Origin of the sequence: Flavobacterium sp. SOK18b (assembly GCF_014156605.1) — a bacterium.
Classification (GTDB): Bacteria; Bacteroidota; Bacteroidia; order Flavobacteriales; family Flavobacteriaceae; genus Flavobacterium; species Flavobacterium tiangeerense.
The window spans coordinates 18,904-40,459 of sequence record NZ_QKNZ01000023.1 but is presented as its reverse complement, the minus strand read 5'-3'; the positions used below and the strand labels follow the sequence as shown (position 1 = coordinate 40,459).

Annotated in this window: 20 protein-coding genes; 6 read left to right on the top strand and 14 right to left on the bottom strand. The window is 33.0% G+C overall.

Features of this window, described 5'->3' with window-relative positions:
• Positions 1–53 precede the first annotated feature (53 nt).
• The 10 genes from DNC80_RS05500 to DNC80_RS05455 form a co-directional block, all read right to left on the bottom strand.
• Positions 54–1,670, bottom strand: coding sequence for a UxaA family hydrolase (locus DNC80_RS05500; RefSeq protein ID WP_182649912.1), 1,617 nt, complete (start codon positions 1,668–1,670; stop codon positions 54–56).
• A 27-nt stretch (positions 1,671–1,697) separates the two neighbouring features.
• Positions 1,698–3,143: a tagaturonate reductase gene (locus DNC80_RS05495; protein WP_370628705.1), complete on the bottom strand. Its 1,446-nt coding sequence runs from the start codon at positions 3,141–3,143 to the stop codon at positions 1,698–1,700.
• A 186-nt stretch (positions 3,144–3,329) separates the two neighbouring features.
• Positions 3,330–4,145 (bottom strand): SDR family oxidoreductase, encoded by an 816-nt coding sequence (locus tag DNC80_RS05490; RefSeq protein ID WP_182649909.1) that lies wholly within the window; start codon positions 4,143–4,145, stop codon positions 3,330–3,332.
• Complete coding sequence (locus DNC80_RS05485; protein ID WP_182649908.1) at positions 4,146–4,826, bottom strand: bifunctional 4-hydroxy-2-oxoglutarate aldolase/2-dehydro-3-deoxy-phosphogluconate aldolase; 681 nt, start codon at positions 4,824–4,826, stop codon at positions 4,146–4,148.
• Between the two features lie 11 nt (positions 4,827–4,837).
• Positions 4,838–5,860: a sugar kinase gene (locus DNC80_RS05480; protein ID WP_158729884.1), complete on the bottom strand. Its 1,023-nt coding sequence runs from the start codon at positions 5,858–5,860 to the stop codon at positions 4,838–4,840.
• A 14-nt stretch (positions 5,861–5,874) separates the two neighbouring features.
• The gene (locus tag DNC80_RS05475; protein WP_370628701.1) at positions 5,875–6,114 is read right to left on the bottom strand and encodes a cupin domain-containing protein; all 240 of its coding nucleotides are present in this window, start codon (positions 6,112–6,114) and stop codon (positions 5,875–5,877) included.
• A 118-nt stretch (positions 6,115–6,232) separates the two neighbouring features.
• On the bottom strand, positions 6,233–7,633 hold the full coding sequence (gene uxaC, locus DNC80_RS05470) for a glucuronate isomerase (protein ID WP_182649906.1): 1,401 nt from the start codon (positions 7,631–7,633) through the stop codon (positions 6,233–6,235).
• Positions 7,634–7,649: 16 nt separating this feature from the next.
• Positions 7,650–8,435, bottom strand: a complete 786-nt coding sequence (locus DNC80_RS05465) for a gluconate 5-dehydrogenase (RefSeq protein ID WP_182649904.1) — start codon at positions 8,433–8,435, stop codon at positions 7,650–7,652.
• A 5-nt stretch (positions 8,436–8,440) separates the two neighbouring features.
• Entirely contained in the window at positions 8,441–9,277 is an 837-nt protein-coding gene (gene kduI, locus DNC80_RS05460; protein ID WP_182649902.1) for a 5-dehydro-4-deoxy-D-glucuronate isomerase, read from the bottom strand.
• Positions 9,278–9,366: 89 nt separating this feature from the next.
• A complete protein-coding gene (locus DNC80_RS05455) occupies positions 9,367–10,812 on the bottom strand; it encodes an MFS transporter (protein ID WP_182649901.1) in 1,446 nt (481 codons plus the stop codon).
• A gap of 848 nt (positions 10,813–11,660) precedes the next feature.
• Here DNC80_RS05455 and DNC80_RS05450 point away from each other — a divergent pair.
• Genes DNC80_RS05450 through mptB form a run of 5 tightly spaced genes read left to right on the top strand, consistent with a single transcriptional unit; the run spans position 11,661 to position 16,403 of the window.
• Complete coding sequence (locus DNC80_RS05450; RefSeq protein WP_144891983.1) at positions 11,661–12,380, top strand: DUF547 domain-containing protein; 720 nt, start codon at positions 11,661–11,663, stop codon at positions 12,378–12,380.
• Between the two features lie 41 nt (positions 12,381–12,421).
• Positions 12,422–12,820 (top strand): toxin-antitoxin system YwqK family antitoxin, encoded by a 399-nt coding sequence (locus DNC80_RS05445; RefSeq protein WP_182649899.1) that lies wholly within the window; start codon positions 12,422–12,424, stop codon positions 12,818–12,820.
• Between the two features lie 4 nt (positions 12,821–12,824).
• Positions 12,825–13,514 (top strand): glycosyltransferase family 2 protein, encoded by a 690-nt coding sequence (locus DNC80_RS05440; RefSeq protein ID WP_144891987.1) that lies wholly within the window; start codon positions 12,825–12,827, stop codon positions 13,512–13,514.
• 1 nt (position 13,515) lies between these two features.
• Entirely contained in the window at positions 13,516–14,997 is a 1,482-nt protein-coding gene (locus DNC80_RS05435; RefSeq protein WP_182649897.1) for a cellulose synthase family protein, read from the top strand.
• A 41-nt stretch (positions 14,998–15,038) separates the two neighbouring features.
• The gene (gene mptB / locus DNC80_RS05430) at positions 15,039–16,403 is read left to right on the top strand and encodes a polyprenol phosphomannose-dependent alpha 1,6 mannosyltransferase MptB (RefSeq protein ID WP_182649895.1); all 1,365 of its coding nucleotides are present in this window, start codon (positions 15,039–15,041) and stop codon (positions 16,401–16,403) included.
• Here mptB and DNC80_RS05425 read toward each other — a convergent pair.
• The 4 genes from DNC80_RS05425 to DNC80_RS05410 form a co-directional block, all read right to left on the bottom strand.
• Positions 16,400–17,251 carry an EamA family transporter gene (locus tag DNC80_RS05425; protein ID WP_182649893.1) on the bottom strand — a complete coding sequence of 284 codons (852 nt, stop codon included), beginning with the start codon at positions 17,249–17,251 and terminating at the stop codon, positions 16,400–16,402. The two genes, mptB and DNC80_RS05425, sit on opposite strands and share 4 nt — an antisense overlap.
• 49 nt (positions 17,252–17,300) lie before the next feature.
• Entirely contained in the window at positions 17,301–17,894 is a 594-nt protein-coding gene (locus DNC80_RS05420) for a 2OG-Fe(II) oxygenase (RefSeq protein WP_182649891.1), read from the bottom strand.
• A 114-nt stretch (positions 17,895–18,008) separates the two neighbouring features.
• Positions 18,009–19,466: a magnesium chelatase gene (locus tag DNC80_RS05415; RefSeq protein ID WP_144891994.1), complete on the bottom strand. Its 1,458-nt coding sequence runs from the start codon at positions 19,464–19,466 to the stop codon at positions 18,009–18,011.
• Between the two features lie 144 nt (positions 19,467–19,610).
• Entirely contained in the window at positions 19,611–20,729 is a 1,119-nt protein-coding gene (locus tag DNC80_RS05410; protein ID WP_182649889.1) for a VWA domain-containing protein, read from the bottom strand.
• A 329-nt stretch (positions 20,730–21,058) separates the two neighbouring features.
• Here DNC80_RS05410 and DNC80_RS05405 point away from each other — a divergent pair, with 329 nt between their 5' ends.
• A complete protein-coding gene (locus DNC80_RS05405; protein ID WP_158729898.1) occupies positions 21,059–21,478 on the top strand; it encodes a thioesterase family protein in 420 nt (139 codons plus the stop codon).
• The last annotated feature ends 78 nt before the right edge of the window (positions 21,479–21,556 follow it).

Sequence of the window (21,556 nt, the reverse complement as noted above, 5' to 3'; positions counted from 1 at the left end):
CCGTTTTTAACGAACTCTAATTGGTATTCAAATACTTACATCTTTATATTAAATTATAAAGAAACGCCTCTTTTCCATGGTATAAAATCATTCTGATTTAACAAAGCGGCTTTTGTTTTTATCTCACCGCTTGCCACTTGAATAATAAACTCTAGCATTTCATCGGCCATTTCATCAATTGTTTTTTCACCAGTTATAATACCACCAGTATCAATATCAATAATATCAGACATCTTTTGCGCTAAGTCAGTATTAGAAGAAATTTTTACAACCGGTGCAATTGGATTACCCGTTGGCGTTCCTAAACCTGTGGTAAAAAGAACCATATTAGCTCCTGATCCTACCATAGCAGTAGTGCATTCTACATCGTTTCCTGGAGTGCAAAGTAAATTTAAACCTGGTTTTGTAATATATTCTCCATAATCAGAAACACCAACAATAGGTGAAGTTCCACCTTTTTTGGCTGCTCCAGCAGATTTCATAGCATCTGTAATCAAACCATCTTTTATGTTTCCAGGTGACGGATTCATATCAAATCCTGAGCCTGCATCAACTACTGTTTTTTCGTACCATTTCATTAGTTCCAAAAATCGAACGCCAGCCTCATCTTCAACACAACGGTTCACTAATTCTTGTTCTACTCCACACAATTCTGGAAACTCTGAGAGTATAGTAGTAGCACCAAGAGCTGTCAACAAATCTGAGGTAACACCTAAAGTTGGATTTGCTGATATACCTGAAAAACCATCAGATCCACCACATTCTAAACCAATAGAAAGTTTGGACAAAGGAGCTGGTTTTCTTTCCAATTCATTGGCTTTTTTTATGGCTTCAAAAGTGTCTTTAACAACGCTACTCAACATAGCTTCAATAGTACCTATTTGTTGCTGATCATAAATCAAAACCGGTTTTGTACTCGTAGGATTTATTTCGTGTAGCGCATCTTTAAAAATTTGGATTTGTAAATTTTGACACCCTAAACTTAAAACAGTTGCACCAGCAACATTAGGATTATTTACATAACCAGCTAATAATTTAGCTAAACTATGTGAATCTTGACGAATACCACCACAACCACCCTGATGAGTTATAAATTTAACTTCAATATTTTGAAACAAATCTGAATTTTGTGTCTTTGAAATCGTTTCGTTTTCCCCGTTTTCAGCACTTACTAATGACCTCAATAACAATTGATAATCATTTTCTTTTGGCTTCATAAGTTCTTTTTCAAAAATATCTTTTAAGATTTCAATATTTCTGTTTTCACAAAAAACAAGCGGAAAAAACAGCCACACATTTTCGGTCCCTACCTGTCCGTCTTCTCTGTGGTACCCATTAAAAGTTCGACTTTTCCATTTATCAATATTAGGAACCTCCCAACCAATAGTTTCTGTTTTTCCAGATACAGCATCACTTTCATGCTTTACATTATCAGTAGAGAGTAATCCACCTTTTTCTATAAATGCACTCGCTTTACCAACTAAAACTCCGTACATGATGATTCTATCCCCTAAATTTAAATCATTCAAGGCAATTTTATGCTTCATTTTTACTGCAGCAGTAATGGTAATTGTATCATTTTCAAAATTGATATTTTCACCAGCTGCAAGATTAACTAATGCAACTGCTACATTATCTGATGGGTTTACTTTTATTAATTTCTTTTGCATAATAAAAAATGTAATTCGTTGATGAAGTTATTTTTTTTGACTGAAATTAGCATAGCCCTTTTCAATCCCATTTTTTTCAATTTCCGTCAATGCTAACACTAAATCATTGTACAATCCATTAATTGCATTTAAATCTTGTCCCCAAAAATTGATATTTGAAAGCGTTTTTTGAACTACTTCCTCTAAACTATTTGTTTTCCAAATCTCATCAAAAAAAGTTATAATTTCGGGATTGTCATCAAGCGGCAGTTTTTCTCCGTTCCAAGTTCCTTGATAAAACCTAATGAGACAAGCAAAAGAGAATGTAAGATTTATTGGTGTTTTATCAAGCTTTTTAACATATTCCACAATGCTTGGTAGCACTCTAACTTTAAACTTATCAATAGAATTTAACGCAATACTTGATAAATTATGTTTTATGAAAGGATTTCTAAAACGGTCTAAAACATCCTCTGCAAAAAGATCAAGTTCTACCTTGTCCATTGCTATGGTTTCATTTATTTCTTTAAAAATAGCATCATTGACAAAAGAGCCTGTAAAAGTATGGTCTACAGTTTGTTTTACAGTTTCATTACCAAATAGCAATGAAAATGGAACCATTGCAGTATGAGCACCATTTAAAATACGAACTTTTCTCGTTCTATACGGTTGCATATCATCTACAATTTTCACATCTAAACTGGTTTTGTGAAAAGGTAATTTGGCTCTTAAAGCGTCACCACCTTCAATAACCCACAGAAAAAAGGTTTCAGCAGTTACAATTAAATTGTCGGTATACTCTAATTGATTGTTGTATTCCTCAATTTCAGTTCTTGGATAACCAGGTACAATCCTATCTACTAGCGTATTATGAAAACTATTATTTTGGTTTACCCAATCTATAAAATCAATGCCTAAATTCCAATCATTACTGTATTTGATAATGAATTCCTTAAGCGTATCTGCATTATTATTAATTAATTCACATGGAATAATACACAAACCTTTACTAGGATCACCGTTAAAAAACTTAAATCTTTCGTATAAAAGAAGTGTTAACTTAGCGGGATAAGAACTAGGTGGTTGCATTGAAGGAGTGTCTGATGAGACATAAGCAATTCCAGACTCAGTAGTATTAGAAATCACAAATTGAAGCTCCTGTTCTTTGGCTAAAGCCAAAAAATCCTGAAAGTTTACATATGGATTAATCCCTGTAACCAAGTTTGTAATTAATTTTTTCTCTTGGATTTCTTGTCCTTTAGTTAATCCTTTCAAGAATAGCGTATACAAACCATCTTGATTGTTAAGCAAGTCGACCATACCATTCTCTATGGGTTGAACAACTGCAATTCCTGCATTAAATTCTAAAGAATCATTAAGCTCTTGAAAAGCATAATCAACAAAAGCTCTTAAAAAATTACCTTCGCCAAATTGCACCACTTTTATAGGACTTAAGACCTCTAGGTTTGTATTTTTTCTATTTAAATTCATGATTTTAAATTATTTAACACTCTTTTATAGTACTTATAATACCCCTAAAAAAGTAGAAATTTAATGATAGAGTATTATAAACGACTTACTTTTATGCTTACATCCTTTTATTCTCTATGAGGAGTTAAGAATAACGATCAAAAAAACACGGTATAAGTCGCTTATTATACCTTTACTATAATACTATATTTATACTCCGCTAAAAATTGTAAAGCCACCATCTACTGTAATTTTAGAACCGGTGACAAATTTTGATGCGTCACTTAACAACCATATTAATGCTCCTGCAAGTTCATCAGGATGACCAAAACGTTTGAAAGGAGTGCTTTGCAATACTTGATTTCCTCTATCAGTAAGAGTTCCATCTTGGTTTGTAAGTAAGGTTTTGTTTTGTTCTGTTAAAAAAAAACCTGGCGCAATAGAATTCATTCTGATGGCATCTCCATACCGTATGGCAAGTTCTGTAGCAAACCATTTAGTGTAACTGTCTATTGATGATTTAGCTAAACTATACCCTAAAACTTTAGTTACCGCCAGTTGAGATACTACAGATGAAATATTAACTATACTGCCCGATCCTGCTTGTTGAATACTTGCACCAAAAACCTGTGTAGGTAAAATGGTTCCTAGTAAATTTAACTGCATCACTTGTTCTAAGGCATTTATGTTAAGACTAAAAATATCCTGATCTGGTTGCACAACGGCATCTGGAATATTTCCTCCAGCAGCATTTACTAAGCCATCAATTCTACCAAAAGCATCTAAAATTTTATCCCTAGCCAAAAGCAATTGGGCTTCATTTGTAACATCTGCAAGTAAAGCAATGGCACTTCCACCTTTATCTTGTATTTCTTGAACTCTTTGATGTGCTATTTTTTCATTTCTGCCTAAAATACCAACAATACCTCCTGCACTAACAATACTTTTTATAAATGAATACCCTATAATTCCAGTTCCTCCAGTGACTACAATCACCTTCCCTTTTAATGAAAAATTAGTTTCCATTTACTTTTTATTTTCGTCTCGAATTTGTTGTATATTTTCCAGGGTATTTCTTACTGTGTTTTCAAGTCCAAGAAAATCTTGATTTTCTATCACAACTTGTGATATTAATTGAGAACCAATACCCACACAAGTCACACCTGAATCAAACCAACTTTTTAAGTTTTCTTTATCTGTAGTTACACCGCCAGTAGGCATAATACTAGTCCAAGGACAAGGACCTTTGATTCCTTTGACAAATTGAGGACCGTATACATCTCCAGGAAAAAGTTTTACAATTTCACATCCTAATTCCTCTGCACGAGCAATTTCTGTAAGGGATGCACAACCCGGTGACCATAGCACTTTCCTGCGATTGCAAATAAGTGCAATATCTTCCCGCAATACAGGTGTAATAATAAAATTAGCTCCAAGTTGCATATACAGCGATGCTGCAGCAGCATCAGTAACAGAACCAACACCTAGAATCATTCCTGGTAGTTCTGATAATACATATTTGTTCAAGGCTCCAAAAACTTCAAAAGCAAAATCACCACGACTGGTAAACTCCATCAATCTGGCACCACCATCATAACATGCTTTTATAATTTTTTTTCCAAGTTCAACGTCATTATGAAAAAACAATGGGACTAAACCCGTTGCCGCCATTGCATTTGCTACTTCAATTCTAGAATATCGTGCCATATAATACTATTTTATCGTGAAACTAAACCAGACCCGTCTCCATCTAGCATGTTTTCTATTTCTTTTATTGTAACTAAGTTATAATCTCCCGCGATGGTATGTTTTAAACAACAAGCGGCAACTGCAAAATCTAAAGCACGTTGATTACTTACTGGAAAATTCAATAATCCATAAATTAAACCACCCATAAAAGCATCCCCACTACCCACTCTATCCACCACAGGCGTTACTTCTTTTACTGCTGCATTACTTATATGTTTACCATCATATAATATACCTCCAATTCTTTGGTGTGATGCACTCACAGAATAGCGGAGTGTTGTAGCTGCAATTTTTAAGTTAGGACATAGCTGAAATAATTTACCGTATAAGGACGGCAACGAAACTAAGTCTTGATAATTAGGTTGCACTTTAGATAAACCCAACATAAAATATGCTGTATCAATATCACCTAAAATGACATTACTGTATTTAAGAATTTCTGGCATAACTTCACTAGGAGTTTTACCATATTGCCATAATTTAGATCTATAATTTAAATCACATGAAATAGTTAATCCCAATTTATGAGCCACAAGAACAGCTTCTAAGCAAGCTTCGGCAGCACTATTAGAAATTGCTGGAGTAATACCACTCCAGTGGAACCATGTTGCACCCTCAAAAACCTGTTCCCAATTAATTAACCCTTTCGTAATTGTAGCCATAGCGCTGTGAGCCCTATCATAAACCACATTACTACCTCTTGTTCCTGCTCCAGTTTCTAAAAAATAAGTCCCCAAACGTTCCCCGCCACGAAGAATGTTTTTAGAACTTACGTTCATTTTTCTCATTTCTTTCTCTGCACAAACTCCTATCTCATTATCAGGAATTCTAGTAACAAATTCAGCTTCAATTCCATAATTTGCTAATGATGCCGCTACATTAAATTCACCGCCACCGTAAGATGCTGTAAAAGTTTTGGCTTGTTCAAAACGCAAATGTCTTTCTGTTGAAAGTCTTAACATTATTTCGCCAAAAGTGACTACTTTACTCATTCAATATTCCTTTACTATTTAATAAAATCAGCTCTCATAGGACTAAAAACATCAATCAAAATACCTTCTTCTAAGCATAAAACACCATGCAAACTATTAGAAGGAACCTGAAATGAATCCCCTTTTTTTAAAACACAGGTATCAGATTCTATGGTAACCTCAAATCTACCCTCGGCTACATATGTCAGTTGTGTGTGCGTGTGCTTGTGCATAGGTCCTATAGCGCCATCTTTAAACCTAACATTCACCATCATAACACGATCATAAATCCTGTTAGCTGTCTTAAAACACCAGTACTAGCAATTTCCCATTGCATTTCATCTGCCAAGAAAAATAATTGATTGGAACTATTTTTAGACATAAGCTTTTGAATTACAAATTAAAATACTCTTTTGCATTGTGATAGCTAATGTCAGAAACCATTTTACCTATCCATTCCATATCTGGTGGTAACTCTCCCCTCTTAATTTCATCACCTAACAAATTACACAAAATTCTACGGAAATATTCATGTCTTGGAAATGATAAAAAACTTCTTGAATCAGTCAACATTCCTATAAAACAACTTATTAACCCCATGTTAGAAAGTGCGTTTAATTGTTTTGTCATTCCATCCTTTTGATCTAAAAACCACCATCCTGAACCAAATTGCACTTTTCCTTTTACGCTACCATCATTAAAATTACCAATCATAGTAGCCATAACTTCATTATCAGCAGGATTCAAATTATAAATTATCGTTTTTGTTAATTTATCTTGGCTATCCAAAGCATTTAAAAAACGAGAAAGTTTTAACGCTTGCGGATAATCTCCTATAGAATCCCATCCTGTGTCTGGCCCTAAAATACGGTGCATTCGCTCATTATTATTTCGTAATGCTCCTAAATGAAACTGTTGTACCCAGCCATACTTGTGATATGTCTCGGATAAAAACAATAAAATCGCTGATTGAAATTTAAAAGCCTCCTCAGTAGTTATAGACACGTTTTCTCTTTTCTTTCTAAAAATACGATTTACTTCAACCTCAGTAAAATTTTCGAAATAAATCTGATCCAAGCCATGATCACAAAGTTTACAACCGTTCTGATCAAAATAATCAATTCTTTTTTCTAAAGCTACGCACAAATCAGCATACGAATCAATTGAAATACCTGCAGCGTCACCTAATGAATTCATATAAGCATTATACCCATCGTTTAAAATAAGAATAGCTTTATCTGGTCTAAAAGCGGTACTAACTTTAGTTTCAAATGGGTTTTTAGTCAAAAACTGATGGTGTTCTAGAGTGTCAATTGGATCCTCAGTTGTACACACAAAACTGGCATTTACTTTTTTTAACAAGTTTTGGGTACTGTATTCTTTTGAAGCTATTTTTGCCGATGATTCCTCATAGATTTTTTCGGCTGTTTTTTCATTTAACAGCTCATGAATATCAAAATATCTGGCAAGTTCTAGGTGTGTCCAATGAAACAATGGATTACGCATCGTGTAAGGAACCGTTTTAGCCCATTGTAAAAACTTATCTTTATCAGTTGCATTACCAGTAATAAATTGTTCTTTAATACCCAGAGTTCTCATGGCACGCCACTTGTAATGATCTCCATTTATCCAAACTTGAGTTATGTTTTCAAAAATTTTATCTTCAGCAATATACTGTGGTGACAGGTGATTATGATAATCTATAATAGGCTGATTTTTAGAAAAATCATGATACAACTCTTCTGCATATTTATTTTCTAATAAAAAATTATCGTGTATAAATGGCGCACTCATTTTTTTAATTTTTGAATTAATTTTCGTTTGTAGGTTTCCCAATAGTGGCCAAAATTCCACCATCTACATATACAATTTGACCGTTTATAAAGTCACTAGCTTTTGAAGCCAAAAAAACAGCTGTACCTGCTAAATCTTCAGGATTTCCCCAACGTGCAGCTGGCGTTCTGTTGATTATAAAATCGTTAAACGGATGACCATCTACGCGTATAGGTTCTGTTTGTGTAGTGGCAAAATATCCCGGACCAATCCCATTAACTTGAATATTGTACTTTGCCCATTCTGTAGCTAAATTTCTAGTAAGCATCTTGAGTCCACCTTTTGCAGCAGCATAAGCAGATACGCTATTGCGTCCTAGCTCACTCATCATAGAACAAATGTTAATTATCTTGCCTTCTTGTCTTTCTATCATTTGTTTAGCAACAAGTTGAGACATAATAAACGGACCAACAAGATCTACATCAATCACCTTTCTAAAATCAGCAATAGGCATATTAACAGCTAATTCTCTCTTAATAATACCCGCATTGTTTATTAAAATATGAATATCACCTTGCTCTTTTGTAATACGTTCAAGATTTTCTGCTGCTGCATTCTCATCCGTAACATCAAATAAATAACCCGAAACGGTATATCCTTTTTGTGAATAATAAGCAAGAGCTTCTTCCATTTTTGAGGGTGTAGTTCCTGTAATGACAAGTGCTGCTCCAGCTTGAGCGAGACCTTCGGCCATAGCCAAACCTAATCCGTGGGTTCCACCAGTAATCAAAGCTCTTTTTCCATTTAAATCAAATAAATTCATAGGTATTATCTTAGTTCATTAGGTGCTACAATATCCATATCTCCATAATCTAAATTCTCTCCAGCCATACCCCAAATAAAAGAGTAATTGCTTGTACCCGCACCTGAATGTATAGACCATTCTGGTGATAAAACTGCTTGGTGATTTTGCATAAAAAGATGCCTTGTATTTTGTGGCTCTCCCATAAAATGACACACTGTTTGCGGAGCTTGAATATCAAAATAAAAATATGCTTCCATTCTACGATCATGAGTATGAGCGGGCATGGTGTTCCAAACATTACCTGGTAACAATTCTGTTAGCCCCATTTGAAGTTGACAGGTTTGTACAATACTATTTACTATCAGCTTATTTAGAATGCGTTTATTAGCTGTAATTTCATCTCCCAGTGGAATGATTTCTGCATCTTCTCTACCAATTTTTTTTGTTGGATAAGAAGTATGAGCTGGTGCCGAATTGATATAAAACAAGGCTTGTTGTCCATCAGCATTTGCAAAAAGAACCTCTTTACAACCTTGACCTACATAAAGCGCTTCCTTAGTATTCAATTCATAGACAACTCCATCAACGGTTACAACTCCGGCTCCACCTACATTGATTATTCCCAATTCTCTCCTATCTAAAAAGTTTTCAGACTTTAAATATGGAATTGTTTCTAATTTTAAGCTTGATTTTACTGGCATAACTCCACCAACAACATACCGATCATACATGGAATACGTAAGCTGAATTTCATCAGGAACAAATATATTTTCTATTAAAAACTGTTCTCTCAATTCATCGGTTCCATAATTTTTAAAATCAGTAGGGTTGGTAGCGTATCTAAAAGAAAGATTTGTCATGTTTTATTTTTTAATGTAATCGATTGCACAAAGGTACTTGATAAAATAAAACTTTGGCAAAATAGTTTATAAATATTTTAAATTAAGAATTACAGAGAGGTTATAGGACTATATTTAGGTACCAAAGACTTCATTACAATCCAGCCCGTTAAATAACACACAGCACAGATTGAAAAAATAATAAAATATCCAGCCTCAATACCTTTGAAACCCATAAAAATCAAATTCGTTTCTTTTGAGTAATCAAATAAAACACCAGAACCTTTATTAATTAATGTTGAACCTATTCCTCCTGCCAGACCTCCTATTCCTGTTATTGTGGCAATTGCTTTTTTAGGAAACATATCTCCCACGGTTGTAAAAATATTAGCAGACCACGATTGATGGGCCGCTCCTGAAATCCCAATAATAATTACTGGAAGCCAATAACTAATATGCCCAAGTGGTTGCGCTATGAGTGCTAAGAGTGGAAAAAAAGCAAAAATAAGCATGGCTTTCATTCTGCCTTCATAAGGATTCATTCCTTTCTTTTCTACGAAATAAGTAGGCAACCAACCACCAATAATTGATAATAATGTAATCATATAAAGCACAAACAATGGCAATGCAGATTGTGTTGAATCCATATTATAAACAGAACTTAAATAGGCTGGTGTCCAAAATAAGAAAAACCACCAAACTCCATCAGTCATGAATTTCCCAAATGCAAAAGCCCAAGTTTGCTTGTATTTAAGACAATCACTTAAAGAAACTTTTGTTGTAGTCTCAGGAACATAACCTGCAAGTTTACTATCGGCAATATCATCTTGTTGAATGTACTCTAACTCTGCTTGTGAAACTTTAGGATGCTTTTCAGGTTTATCATACATAAAAACCCAGAAACCCATCCATATAAAACCAAGTGCACCAATAATTATAAAAGCCATTTCCCAACCAAATGCTTTAGCAATAAACGGAATGGAGATTGGAGCTGCTAAGGCACCTACTGTTGCACCAGCATTAAAAATACTGGTTGAAAAAGCTCTATCTTTCTTAGGGAAATACTCTGCCGTAGTTTTTATTGCAGCAGGAAAATTACCAGCCTCACCCACCGCTAAAACAAATCGGGCAAAAATAAATAAGGTTACACTAACATTTATAATTAATCCCGTGTCATTGACTGTTTTTAAAGTTTCTTTTGCTCCTTCAAAACCCACAAACCAATTGCCAGTGATAATTCCTGAAGTGGCAATACCACAAAAAGCATGCAAGCAAGCACCAAATGACCAAATCCCAATAGCCCACAAAAAACCTTTTTTGGTATCCATCCAGTCGACAAAACGACCTGCAAACAACAATGAAACCGCATAAAAAATAGAGAATAACGCAGTTATGTTTCCGTAATCATTATTAGTCCAATGAAATTCTGGTGCTATAAATTCACTCCAAGTCAAGGATAAAACTTGTCTGTCTAGATAATTAATTGTTGTTGCAAAAAATAGCAATCCACAAATAGACCAACGATAGCTTCCAATTTTATTACTTTTTTGATTCATATTGTTGTAGATATGATTTATTACATTAATTCCTGACTATTGAGCGATGAAACATTTTACCAATAACTATTTAAACTTAAAAAAAGATAAAAATATAAAATGTAATCGATTGCACAAATATAGATGTAAAAAATGATTATCCAAATTAATTACATATAATTTTAAATAAACAACTCAAAAAAATGTATTAATTAAAAATAACAATAAACAAATACATATTTTATAAGTTAACTGTTAATAAAGGTAAAAAACAACCCTTTCAGCAACATCAATATACTTTAGAAAAAAAACCAAATAGTGATATTTTATTTGAGTATTTTTATAACTTCCCAATACATTAAAATACAAAGCAATAGCATACTAAATACTTTAAATAAATAAGTATTTGCTATCACAAATAGAAAATGAAAAAAACTAAAAATGTTAAACTCTCGTAAATGATCCTATAAAGTGAAACAGTAATGTCCACTTTGTCAAATTGGATCCATTAGTACATGTTATCATTTAAAGAAAGTGAATGTATTGATAAATAAATGAGTATTTGATTACTATAAGTTCATTGAAATATTGGGAATTGTCGAATTAAAAGCTAAATGAACAATATTTTAGATTGTCTATATAATTATTATATCTTTGCGCAAAATTTGGAATAGAGTTTGAAGTACTGAATTCTAAATTGTAAAATGAATTGCATCTCCATAGTATTATTTTTTAGTTATATATGTTAAAACATTTATAATTAATAAGTTAATAATAACACGTTATTGATGAAAATTCACTGACAACATTAAAAATTAAATTTTAAACTAAATAGATTTTATAACCAATACTAATTAAAGAATTTCAAAATGAAAAAAATTATTTTAACGCTTTGTTTTTTTGGCTTGACATTGATTTCAAAAGCTCAAACAACAGAATTATTTTTTGAACAGGCAACGATGTTCTTGAAGAAAAATGTAACTCCAGAGGGTAAAGTAGATTACTTTTCAATCAAAAAAAGTCCTGGAGAACTTGTTTATATTTTGAGCAATATAGAAAAACTAGACACTAAATTTAGCGATAAAAAAGTAGCAAAAGCATTCTGGATTAATGTATACAATTTACGTGTCATTAAAAGTGTAGTTGATAAATTCCCAATTGAGTCAGTTGAAAAAGTTCCAGGATTTTTTAGTACTGAAACTTTTTTAGTAGGTAATCAAGAACTAACTCTAGATGATATTGAAAATGTAATCTTGAGAGATTTGTTTTTTGACCCTGCTATTCATTTTGCATTAACAAGTGCAGCAAATGGTGGAGCGCCACTATTAAACACTGCTTATTTACCTACAACAGTAGACGAGCAAATTAAATCAAGAGCCACATTAGTAATTAATTCAAAATATTACTTTTATGTTGACAAAGAAAATAAAACTATTGAGTTACCAAAAATATTCGAATGGTACAAAAAAGATTTTGCAGTAAACTATTTTAATGAAATTGATTTTATCAATCTATTTTTAGAGAAAAAAATTGATAATAAATTAACTGTAAAAACTTACGATTTTGATTGGAATTTAAATAAAATATAATCCTATATGGCCCTACCGCTGTGTAGGGCAAATAGAATTATATGAAAAAAATATATTATATTATTTCAGTACTTTTTTTACTATGTTTTACACCTTTACAAGCACAAAAAACATATTTAAAAAATTATTACGATAATGGAAAAATAAGTTCTGAAGGTTGGATCAACCTAAATAAAAAAACAGATTACTGGTTCTTTTACCATAAAAACGGTAACAAGAAAGAAGAAGGACATTACTTTAACGATAAAAAAACAAAGTGGTGGATTGTATATGATGTCAACGGTAAAATTCAAAGAAAAATTGAATTTAATAACAATCTTGAAAATGGTTTAAGTATTTTTTACAACGATGGTAAAATTTACAAAGCTGCAAGATACAATGCCGGATTAAAAATAAAAGAATGGACATCAATAGCGAGTTATAAAAAAGACAATCCATAAAACAATGAAAATAATTAAAGTAATCATACCCGCATATAATGAGGAACATGCTATTGAACATGTTATTCATGAAATTCCAAGTTATGTGTCAGAAATTATTGTAGTCAATAACAACTCCACTGATCAAACAGTAGCGGTAGCCCAAAAAGCTGGCGCTACTGTATTATCAGAAAACAGAAAAGGATATGGTCATGCCTGTTTAAAAGGTCTTGATTACATAAATACTACTCCCAACACACCCGATATAGTTGTTTTTCTTGACGGTGACTACTCAGATTATCCTGAAGATCTTTCTAAATTAATTGCTCCCATCTTAAATAACACGGCTGATTTTGTCATTGGCGCTAGAGTCCCTGAGTTAAGAGAAGATGGTTCAATGACACCACAACAAATTTTTGGAAATAAATTAGCCACTGTGTTAATGCGTCTTTTTTTTAGATCTAAATTTACTGATCTAGGTCCGTTTAGAGCCATAAGATATGATACTTTACAGTCACTCAACATGGTAGACAAAACCTATGGTTGGACTGTTGAAATGCAATTGAAAGTACTTAAAAAAAATATCAGCTATACTGAAATCCCTGTTCGCTACAAAAATAGAATTGGAGTTTCAAAAGTATCCGGTACTGTAAAAGGGACTATTATGGCAGGAGTTAAAATTATTAGTTGGATCATTAAATACGCTTTCAAATAATATGTTAGTACTATCTTACATCATCCTATTTTTTTATAGTGTATCTATTATATTAATCTTCTTTTACGGCCTTTCTCAATTGAACTTATTGGTTAATTACCTTAAAAGTTCCAAGAAAATTTTAAAATCGAATCAATTTAATTTTAATGACCCAAATGAAATTCCAAAAGTTACCATTCAACTACCTATTTATAATGAAAAATATGTGGTAGAACGCTTGTTGCATACTATTTCTAATTTAGAATATCCAAAAGACAAATTAGACATTCAAGTATTAGACGATAGCACTGACGAAAGTTTAACCGAAAATATTCATATTGTAAATGAATTAGCTGCAACTGGTTTAAACATAAAACACATTACCCGAAGCAATAGAATCGGTTTTAAGGCAGGTGCACTGAAAGAAGGTTTAAGAACTGCTGAAGGCGAATTTATTGTAATTTTTGATGCTGATTTTGTGCCACAAAAAGAGTGGTTGTTGCAAACTATTCCGCATTTTAAAGATCCAAAGATTGGAGTGGTACAAACTAGATGGGGTCACCTGAATAGAGATTATTCCATTTTAACAAAAATTCAAGCATTTGCACTTGATGCACATTTCACATTAGAACAAGTAGGCCGAAATTCACAGTCTCATTTTATAAATTTTAACGGCACTGCAGGTGTATGGCGAAAATCTTGTATTATTGATGCTGGAAACTGGGAAAGCGATACTTTAACCGAAGACTTAGATTTAAGTTACAGAGCACAATTAAAAAACTGGAAATTCAAATATTTACTTGATGTAGTTACACCCGCAGAACTACCCGTAATTATAAGTGCTGCCCGTTCTCAACAATTTCGTTGGAATAAAGGTGGCGCTGAAAATTTTGTAAAAATGAATCAGCGTATCATTAGCGCAACAAATATCAATTTTAAAACAAAAATTCATGGCTTACTTCATTTACTAAATAGTTCTATGTTTTTATTTGTTTTTACAATGGCACTGTTTAGTGTACCTGTTTTGTTTATAAAAAGTTGGTTCCCGCAACTGGAAGTTTTTTTTAAAATTTTAGCATTTTTTGTATTTACCTCAGTTGTTTTTTTCACTTGTTATTGGTTTACCTACAAAAAAATATATGGTGGAGGATTTGTAAATTTCATCAAATACATTGGTTTATTTTTTACATTTTATAGCATTGCCATGGGTTTTACGTTTCATAATACCATTGCTGTTGTTCAAGGGCTTATTGGAAAAAAAAGTGATTTCATCCGTACTCCTAAGTTTAACATTGAAAGCTTAAAAGAGAAATGGAAACAAAACAGTTATATCAATAAAAAGATATCAAAAAATATAATCATTGAAAGTCTGCTACTCCTCTATTTTCTTTTTGGAATATACAGTGGAATTCAGTTAAATGACTATGGATTACTTCCGTTTCATATTATGTTATCCTTTGGCTATGGGTTTGTGATTGTTAATTCTTTCCGAATTGGAAACTAGAATGTAATCTCTATTTTTTTTAATAAATTCGCTTACGCAAAATGAAAGCACTTAGTAATTCATGTAAACTTTATACACTATTGAGCGCTGTATGCTATACCTACATAGGCTATTTCATGGAACGTAAGGATTTTGTTGTTTTGCTTTTATTATTTGGTGTTTTATTTTTCTCACTTGTAAAAATCATTCAGGAACAAAAAGAAAACATCAACTATTTACTTGGTTTAGGTCTTTGTTTTAGAATCCTATTTGCATTTACCTTACCTAATCTTTCTCAGGATTTTTACAGATTTATTTGGGACGGGAGAATACTCTTAGAAGGATTTAATCCTTACACCAATTTACCCAATGATTTAATTGTTAACCCTAATTTTAATATTGCTCAGGCACAGGAATTAATTAAATCTATGGGGAGTCTCAGTGCTTCTCATTTTTCAAATTATCCGCCAATTAACCAACTTTTTTTTGTGATCGCGGGAATCTTTGGCACCCAATCCATAGTTACGGCAACCATTGTTTTGCGATGCATTATCATTGCAGCCGATTTTGGTACAGCTATTTTTGGAGCAAGATTATTACAATCAATGGGTTTCGAAAAGTATAAAATATACTGGTACATATTAAACCCATTGGTACTTATAGAACTCACAGGAAACTTACATTTTGAAGGTGTTATGCTGTTCTTTTTTATATTGGGAATTTATTTATTACACCAAAACAAGTGGAAAACGGCTGCAGTAGCAATAGCCTTATCAATTGCAACTAAACTCTTGCCACTTATACTACTTCCATTATTTTTTCAAAAATTAGGATGGAAAAAAAGCTTTGTGTTTTATCCCATAGTTATTAGTATTAACGTACTGCTTTTCTTGCCGTTTTTATCAACCGCAATGGCTGAGAATTATTCGAATACAATTGCTTTATGGTTTGTAAATTTTGAATTTAATGCCAGTTTTTATTACATCATCAGAGAAATAGGATTTTATTATAAAGGCTATAACATCATTCATAGCACTGGAAAAGTAATCCCAATACTAATCATAATCTTTATCCTCTTACAGTCCTTTTTTGGTAAAAATAAAACCACACCAGACTTACTAAAAAGTATATTACTTGTGCTAAGTATTTACTTTTTTGTATCAACAACAATACATCCGTGGTATGTAATAAATCTTGTTTTAGTTTCGGTTTTTACAAAATACAAATTCCCAATTTTATGGAGTTTTACAGTTGTATTGAGCTATTTTGCTTACTCAGGTCAACTATTCAAAGAGAATTTAATGCTTATTGCCATTGAATATTTAGTTGTTTTTTGGTTTATGTTTCGAGAATTAGAACTTAAACCCTTAGCATTTTATAAAAAATTACAATCTAAACTTTCAAATTCATTTTCTATAAAAGCTTAAGATTGCTGAGAAAACACAATCAAGAGTATTGCAATTAAAGCAATAAGTAAACCTAGATAATTTTTTAAAGACAACTTTTCTTTGAAAACAACAACACCTATAACACTTCCTAAAATTATAACTCCTAAATTCATTCCTGCAAAAACAGTAGATGGATTTGCAGTAAATACTTGGTGCGCTTTGAGATAAAAAAGGATGTTCCCAAAATTGAATACACCCACAAGACCACCTAACAAAATGTTTTTTAGAGTTATTTTAGATGCGTTTACAACTGTATCATAACATACCACCAGCAGCATAATAACTAATGCTATAGAAAAAACGACAACCAATGAACTTGTAAAAGGCATCGTTGTATAAAGTGCCATTTTCTTGAAAAGAATATCGATGATCCCAAAACCTAGTAAAACTAATAATGGATAAGTCCAATTTGTTTTTTCTTTTGATACAGGTTTCATCAATATCATAAGTATAGCTGGAAAACCAATAATTATCGCTACAAGTTTGTACGAATTAAAAGTCTCGTCAAAAATCAACCAAGCTGCCAAAATAGGAATAAATAAAGACAGTCTTTGAGCTGCATCTGTTTTTACAATTCCCACTTGTTTTATTGAGGTTGCCAAAAACAAAAAAACTGTTGGCAATAAAAAACCGATACTAACATACAATGCCCATGGAGCAGTGGATAAAGAAGTAAATTTAAAATCGAAAAAAAAGAAACATAAAAGTATGGCAACCGCATAGTTAGTTACTACCATTTGTATAGCACTAGAGTTGTATTGTCTAGATAATTTAAAAATCACGCCTACAGTAACACTACAAACTACACTAAGTAAAAGATAAATCATGTTTTTTCCTCAAAATTACTATTTAAGTACCAATTTTAAAAATAGCAACCTAATCTCTTTTAAGCCATCCTGTAATACTCATTCGGGGACAGTTTGTTTCCAATACTTCATGAACCAGCTCATCACTCTTAAAAAAAACTGTTTTTCCCAGAGTAGGAGCAATTTTTTGAGGAATATCGTTTTGATGTATCATTAGCTCACCGCCATCTGTAACTTTCCAGTCCGCATTTAAATAACTTATCATGCTAAATTTTCGGCTAGGATTGCTTTTAAATTGATCCAAGTGCTTTAAGTAAAAATCTCCTTTTTCATACAGGGAATAATGAAATTCATAACCTGTAATTCCAGCATAGCAACTTTGATTCAAGTATAAAATGAAGGCTTCAATTAATTTAAAAAATTCATTCTCAAAAACATTATTGTGCTTTTTATCCAACCAATAAATAGAATCACTCCTTATAGCACCATCATAAAGCAATTTATCTGAGTTGCCAATGCCAGCAGCCGTAAGCAAACTTCTTTCATTTAAGTTAAGAATGTTTTGTATTAAATGATCTGAAAGTTCTGGACTTAAAAAATGCTCTGCTATGCCTACTTTATTTTCAACATAACTTGATATCAAATTCTCAAAGGAATTTTCCATTTTAATTTTGGGAAAGACTGAAAATACAGTCAACGTAGCAAGGTAGATGAAATAAAATTACAAAGGCTGTTTTTATAAAAAAAAGGGTTTAGTAAAAACTAAACCCTTTTGCATTTACAACTTACTGATAAAACTACCGTAAATATCTTTGAACTGGTATCCTTCGGAAAAACGATCTTTACTTAGTTTCTTGTATTCTACCAATCCCCAAAGTATAAATTCCATCATGAAAAATTTATCTTCTGGACTTACTTGCGGTTGGTATTTTTTAATTAAAACTTCCAATGGTGCAATTCCACCTAGAATTTTTTCATACTCTTCATCTGAGCAATCATCAAGTAATTCAAAACCACTTTCGGCAAAAAACCATTCTATGATATCTGTGTACGCATTTTTGACACCTTCTTTTTCTAGTTTTTCAATTTTTGGAAAATACGCTGGAAAGAAAGTATGAATGGCATCACCCAATAAGTGTTGTGCTACGGCAGCTGCTCCCTCCTGCTCTCCTTCATAAACCAACTCTACTTTTCCAGTAATGGCTGGAATAATCCCCATAAAATCAGACAAACGCAAGGTAGTTTTGTCTGCACCAGCTTTTAATGCTCTTCTTTCTGCAGTGCTAAGTAAATTTTCAAAAGCTGTGATACTCAATCTGGCACTCACGCCACTTTTATTATCAATGTATTCACTTTCTCTAGCTTCAAAACTTATTTGTTCTAATAAATCTCTTGCTAATGAGGGTACATACACCATGTCATTTTGTGTAACATCCAGTTTTGCTTCTTGCTCTGTGATAGTTCTAGCAATTTTGATGGTTTCAGGATAATGCGTCAGGATTTGTGACCCAATTCTATCTTTTAATGGAGTTACAATACTACCACGATTGGTATAGTCTTCAGGGTTTGCGGTAAAGACAAATTGCATGTCCAGCGGCATTCTTAATTTAAATCCACGAATTTGAATATCTCCTTCTTGTAGAATATTAAACAATGCTACTTGAATTCTTGCTTGTAAATCAGGTAACTCATTGATTACGAATATGCAACGATTCGCTCTTGGAATCATTCCAAAATGAATCACGCGATCATCAGCATACGATAATTTTAAATTTGCTGCTTTTATAGGATCTACATCACCTATTAAATCGGCAACCGTTACATCTGGAGTGGCTAGTTTTTCAAAAAAACGTTCACTTCTGTGCAACCAGGATATTGGGGTTTCATCTCCTTTTTCGTCGATAAGATCTTTGGCAAAACGAGATATCGGCTGCAACGGATCATCATTGATTTCAGAACCTGTTACAAACGGAATGTACTCATCAAGCAATTCAATCATCTTGCGAGCCATTCTCGTTTTAGCTTGACCGCGAAGCCCTAATAAATTGATGTTATGACGGGATAAAATAGCCCGCTCCAGCTCTGGAATTACGGTATTCTCAAAACCATGAACTCCTTCAAAAGTGGGTTTCCCTGATTTTATTTTTTCTCTCAAGTTCGATCGCAATTCATCTTTAATGCTTTTGCTCTCGTATCCTGATTTTTTTAATTCTCCTAATGTTTTTATAGTATTCATCTATTTTTCTATTGAAATTGATATTGATTATTTGTTGGGGTTTGCGTTAGGGATAGCAGTGTAAATCCTTTTTTGAGTCCCGAAATTATCGGGACTCAAAAAAGATTGAAACGAATAGCCCGACCCGCAGGGAAACGCCCAAAATTACTTTATTCTCTTTTTTCTATTGGTCTCGTAGTCCTCAAAAATCATTTCGCCCAATCCTTTTAATCCTGTATAAAAGGCTTTTCCTTGATTTGACTCCGTAAACTTGTTCACAAATTTTTGCAAATAAGGATCATTAGCAATCATAAAGGTAGTAATGGGGATGTGTAATTTTCTGGCTTGTTGCGCCTGATTGTAGCATTTATCCACAATATATTCATCAAGACCGTTGCTGTTCATATAATACGAACCATCTTTTTCACGAACACAACTTGGTTTTCCATCTGTAATCATGAAAATTTGTTTGTTTGTATTACGCTTTCTGCGCAAAATATCCATGGCTAGTTGCAAGCCCGCAACCGTATTAGTGTGATACGGACCTACTTTTAAATAGGGTAAATCTCGTATGGCGATAGTCCAAGCATCGTTACCAAAAACAAGAATATCCAAAGTGTCTTTGGGATAACGCGTGGTGATTAATTCCGCCAGTGCCATGGCAACTTTTTTAGCAGGCGTAATTCTATCCTCGCCATACAAAATCATACTGTGACTGATGTCAATCATTAAAACCGTACTCATTTGCGACTTAAATTGAGTTTCCTCCACTACCAAATCATTTTCGGTTAGCATAAAATCGCCAACACCATTATTGATTTGAGCATTTCGCAAACTCTCTGTCAAGGAAATGCGCTCAAGTCCGTCACCAAAATGAAATTCTCTAAACTCTCCTGTATGCTCATCGCCATTGCCTACATGTTTGGTTTTGTGATTGCCACTTCCAGATCGTTTAAGATTTCCAAAAATGTTATCTAGAGCTTGCTGCCTAATGGCACGCTCCGTCTTGGCTGTTATCCCCAGTCCGGAACTTCCATCCTCTTTCAACTCTTCCCGAATATAGCCTTTCTTCTTTAAATCTTCAACAAAATCATCAATGGTATAAGCCTCATCAGTAAGTTTATACTCTACATCTAATTCTCGTAACCAGTCAATTGCCTCATCAAAGTCTCCCGAAGTATGCGTGATTAATTCCTTGAAAATACCAAAGAGTTTATCAAACGGAGACTGGAAAGGTGCTTCGTATTGCTTGAAATAAAATCCTTTTTTATTATCGTTTTTCATAGAACATAAAATTACATCATTTTCAAAGGAAAGCTTACAAACGTTTATTAATTTTTAGTTAAAAGCAATTTCAAGAATATAAACGTTACAAAAATGATTTGGGCGTGCCCTCACCTCCACTACCGTTGCGGTGAGGTCGTGCTGTACGTTCTCAATCTCCCAAAAAAAGGGAGGATTTCCACTACCATCACTCACGCAAAACCACTTAAAAAGAACGTATTTCCTAAAAAAGTAAATTCAGAGTTTAATTGTAAAATAAGAATATGAATACTCTAAAAACTTTTTCGCACCTTAGCAATCCATTTTAAAAACAAAAACCCCGATTAAAAATGAGCGTATTTATAAAAGAATTGTCCTTTCGTTGGTCTGATCTTGATCCTAACTTTCATGTAAGACACAGTGCGTATTATGATTTTGGCGCGCAACACCGTATTGAAATACTAGAAAGCCTAGGCTTAACCATGAAAGTAATGCAATCACAAGGCTTTGGTCCTATATTGTTTAGAGAAGAATGTGTTTTTAGAAAAGAAATCAAACTTTCAGACAAAATTGTCATGCATACCAGAAGTTCACAAGTTAATGAAGACGGCTCAAGATGGTCTATTATTCACGAGTTTAGAAATGATGCCGATCAAGTTTGTGCAACCATAACCGTTGATGGTGCTTGGATGGATATTAAACTGAGAAAATTAGCTTTGCCTACACCTGAATTGGCCAAAAAAGCTTTGAGTGTTTTTCCAAAAGAATAATACGTCCTTATCAAACACACTTTTTTTCCTTTGGGTGAATTACATTCCTTGAATATTTCACCCAAAGTATTTAAGCAT

Coding starts and splice junctions, on each gene's coding strand:
- DNC80_RS05500 (WP_182649912.1), bottom strand. CDS start 1,670: ATGCAAAAGAAATTAATAAAAGTAAACCCATCAGATAATGTAGCAGTT.
- DNC80_RS05490 (WP_182649909.1), bottom strand. CDS start 4,145: ATGGAAACTAATTTTTCATTAAAAGGGAAGGTGATTGTAGTCACTGGA.
- DNC80_RS05485 (WP_182649908.1), bottom strand. CDS start 4,826: ATGGCACGATATTCTAGAATTGAAGTAGCAAATGCAATGGCGGCAACG.
- DNC80_RS05480 (WP_158729884.1), bottom strand. CDS start 5,860: ATGAGTAAAGTAGTCACTTTTGGCGAAATAATGTTAAGACTTTCAACA.
- DNC80_RS05475 (WP_370628701.1), bottom strand. CDS start 6,114: ATGATGGTGAATGTTAGGTTTAAAGATGGCGCTATAGGACCTATGCAC.
- uxaC (WP_182649906.1), bottom strand. CDS start 7,633: ATGAGTGCGCCATTTATACACGATAATTTTTTATTAGAAAATAAATAT.
- DNC80_RS05465 (WP_182649904.1), bottom strand. CDS start 8,435: ATGAATTTATTTGATTTAAATGGAAAAAGAGCTTTGATTACTGGTGGA.
- kduI (WP_182649902.1), bottom strand. CDS start 9,277: ATGACAAATCTTTCTTTTAGATACGCTACCAACCCTACTGATTTTAAA.
- DNC80_RS05455 (WP_182649901.1), bottom strand. CDS start 10,812: ATGAATCAAAAAAGTAATAAAATTGGAAGCTATCGTTGGTCTATTTGT.
- DNC80_RS05450 (WP_144891983.1), top strand. CDS start 11,661: ATGAAAAAAATTATTTTAACGCTTTGTTTTTTTGGCTTGACATTGATT.
- DNC80_RS05445 (WP_182649899.1), top strand. CDS start 12,422: ATGAAAAAAATATATTATATTATTTCAGTACTTTTTTTACTATGTTTT.
- DNC80_RS05440 (WP_144891987.1), top strand. CDS start 12,825: ATGAAAATAATTAAAGTAATCATACCCGCATATAATGAGGAACATGCT.
- DNC80_RS05435 (WP_182649897.1), top strand. CDS start 13,516: ATGTTAGTACTATCTTACATCATCCTATTTTTTTATAGTGTATCTATT.
- mptB (WP_182649895.1), top strand. CDS start 15,039: ATGAAAGCACTTAGTAATTCATGTAAACTTTATACACTATTGAGCGCT.
- DNC80_RS05425 (WP_182649893.1), bottom strand. CDS start 17,251: ATGATTTATCTTTTACTTAGTGTAGTTTGTAGTGTTACTGTAGGCGTG.
- DNC80_RS05420 (WP_182649891.1), bottom strand. CDS start 17,894: ATGGAAAATTCCTTTGAGAATTTGATATCAAGTTATGTTGAAAATAAA.
- DNC80_RS05415 (WP_144891994.1), bottom strand. CDS start 19,466: ATGAATACTATAAAAACATTAGGAGAATTAAAAAAATCAGGATACGAG.
- DNC80_RS05410 (WP_182649889.1), bottom strand. CDS start 20,729: ATGAAAAACGATAATAAAAAAGGATTTTATTTCAAGCAATACGAAGCA.
- DNC80_RS05405 (WP_158729898.1), top strand. CDS start 21,059: ATGAGCGTATTTATAAAAGAATTGTCCTTTCGTTGGTCTGATCTTGAT.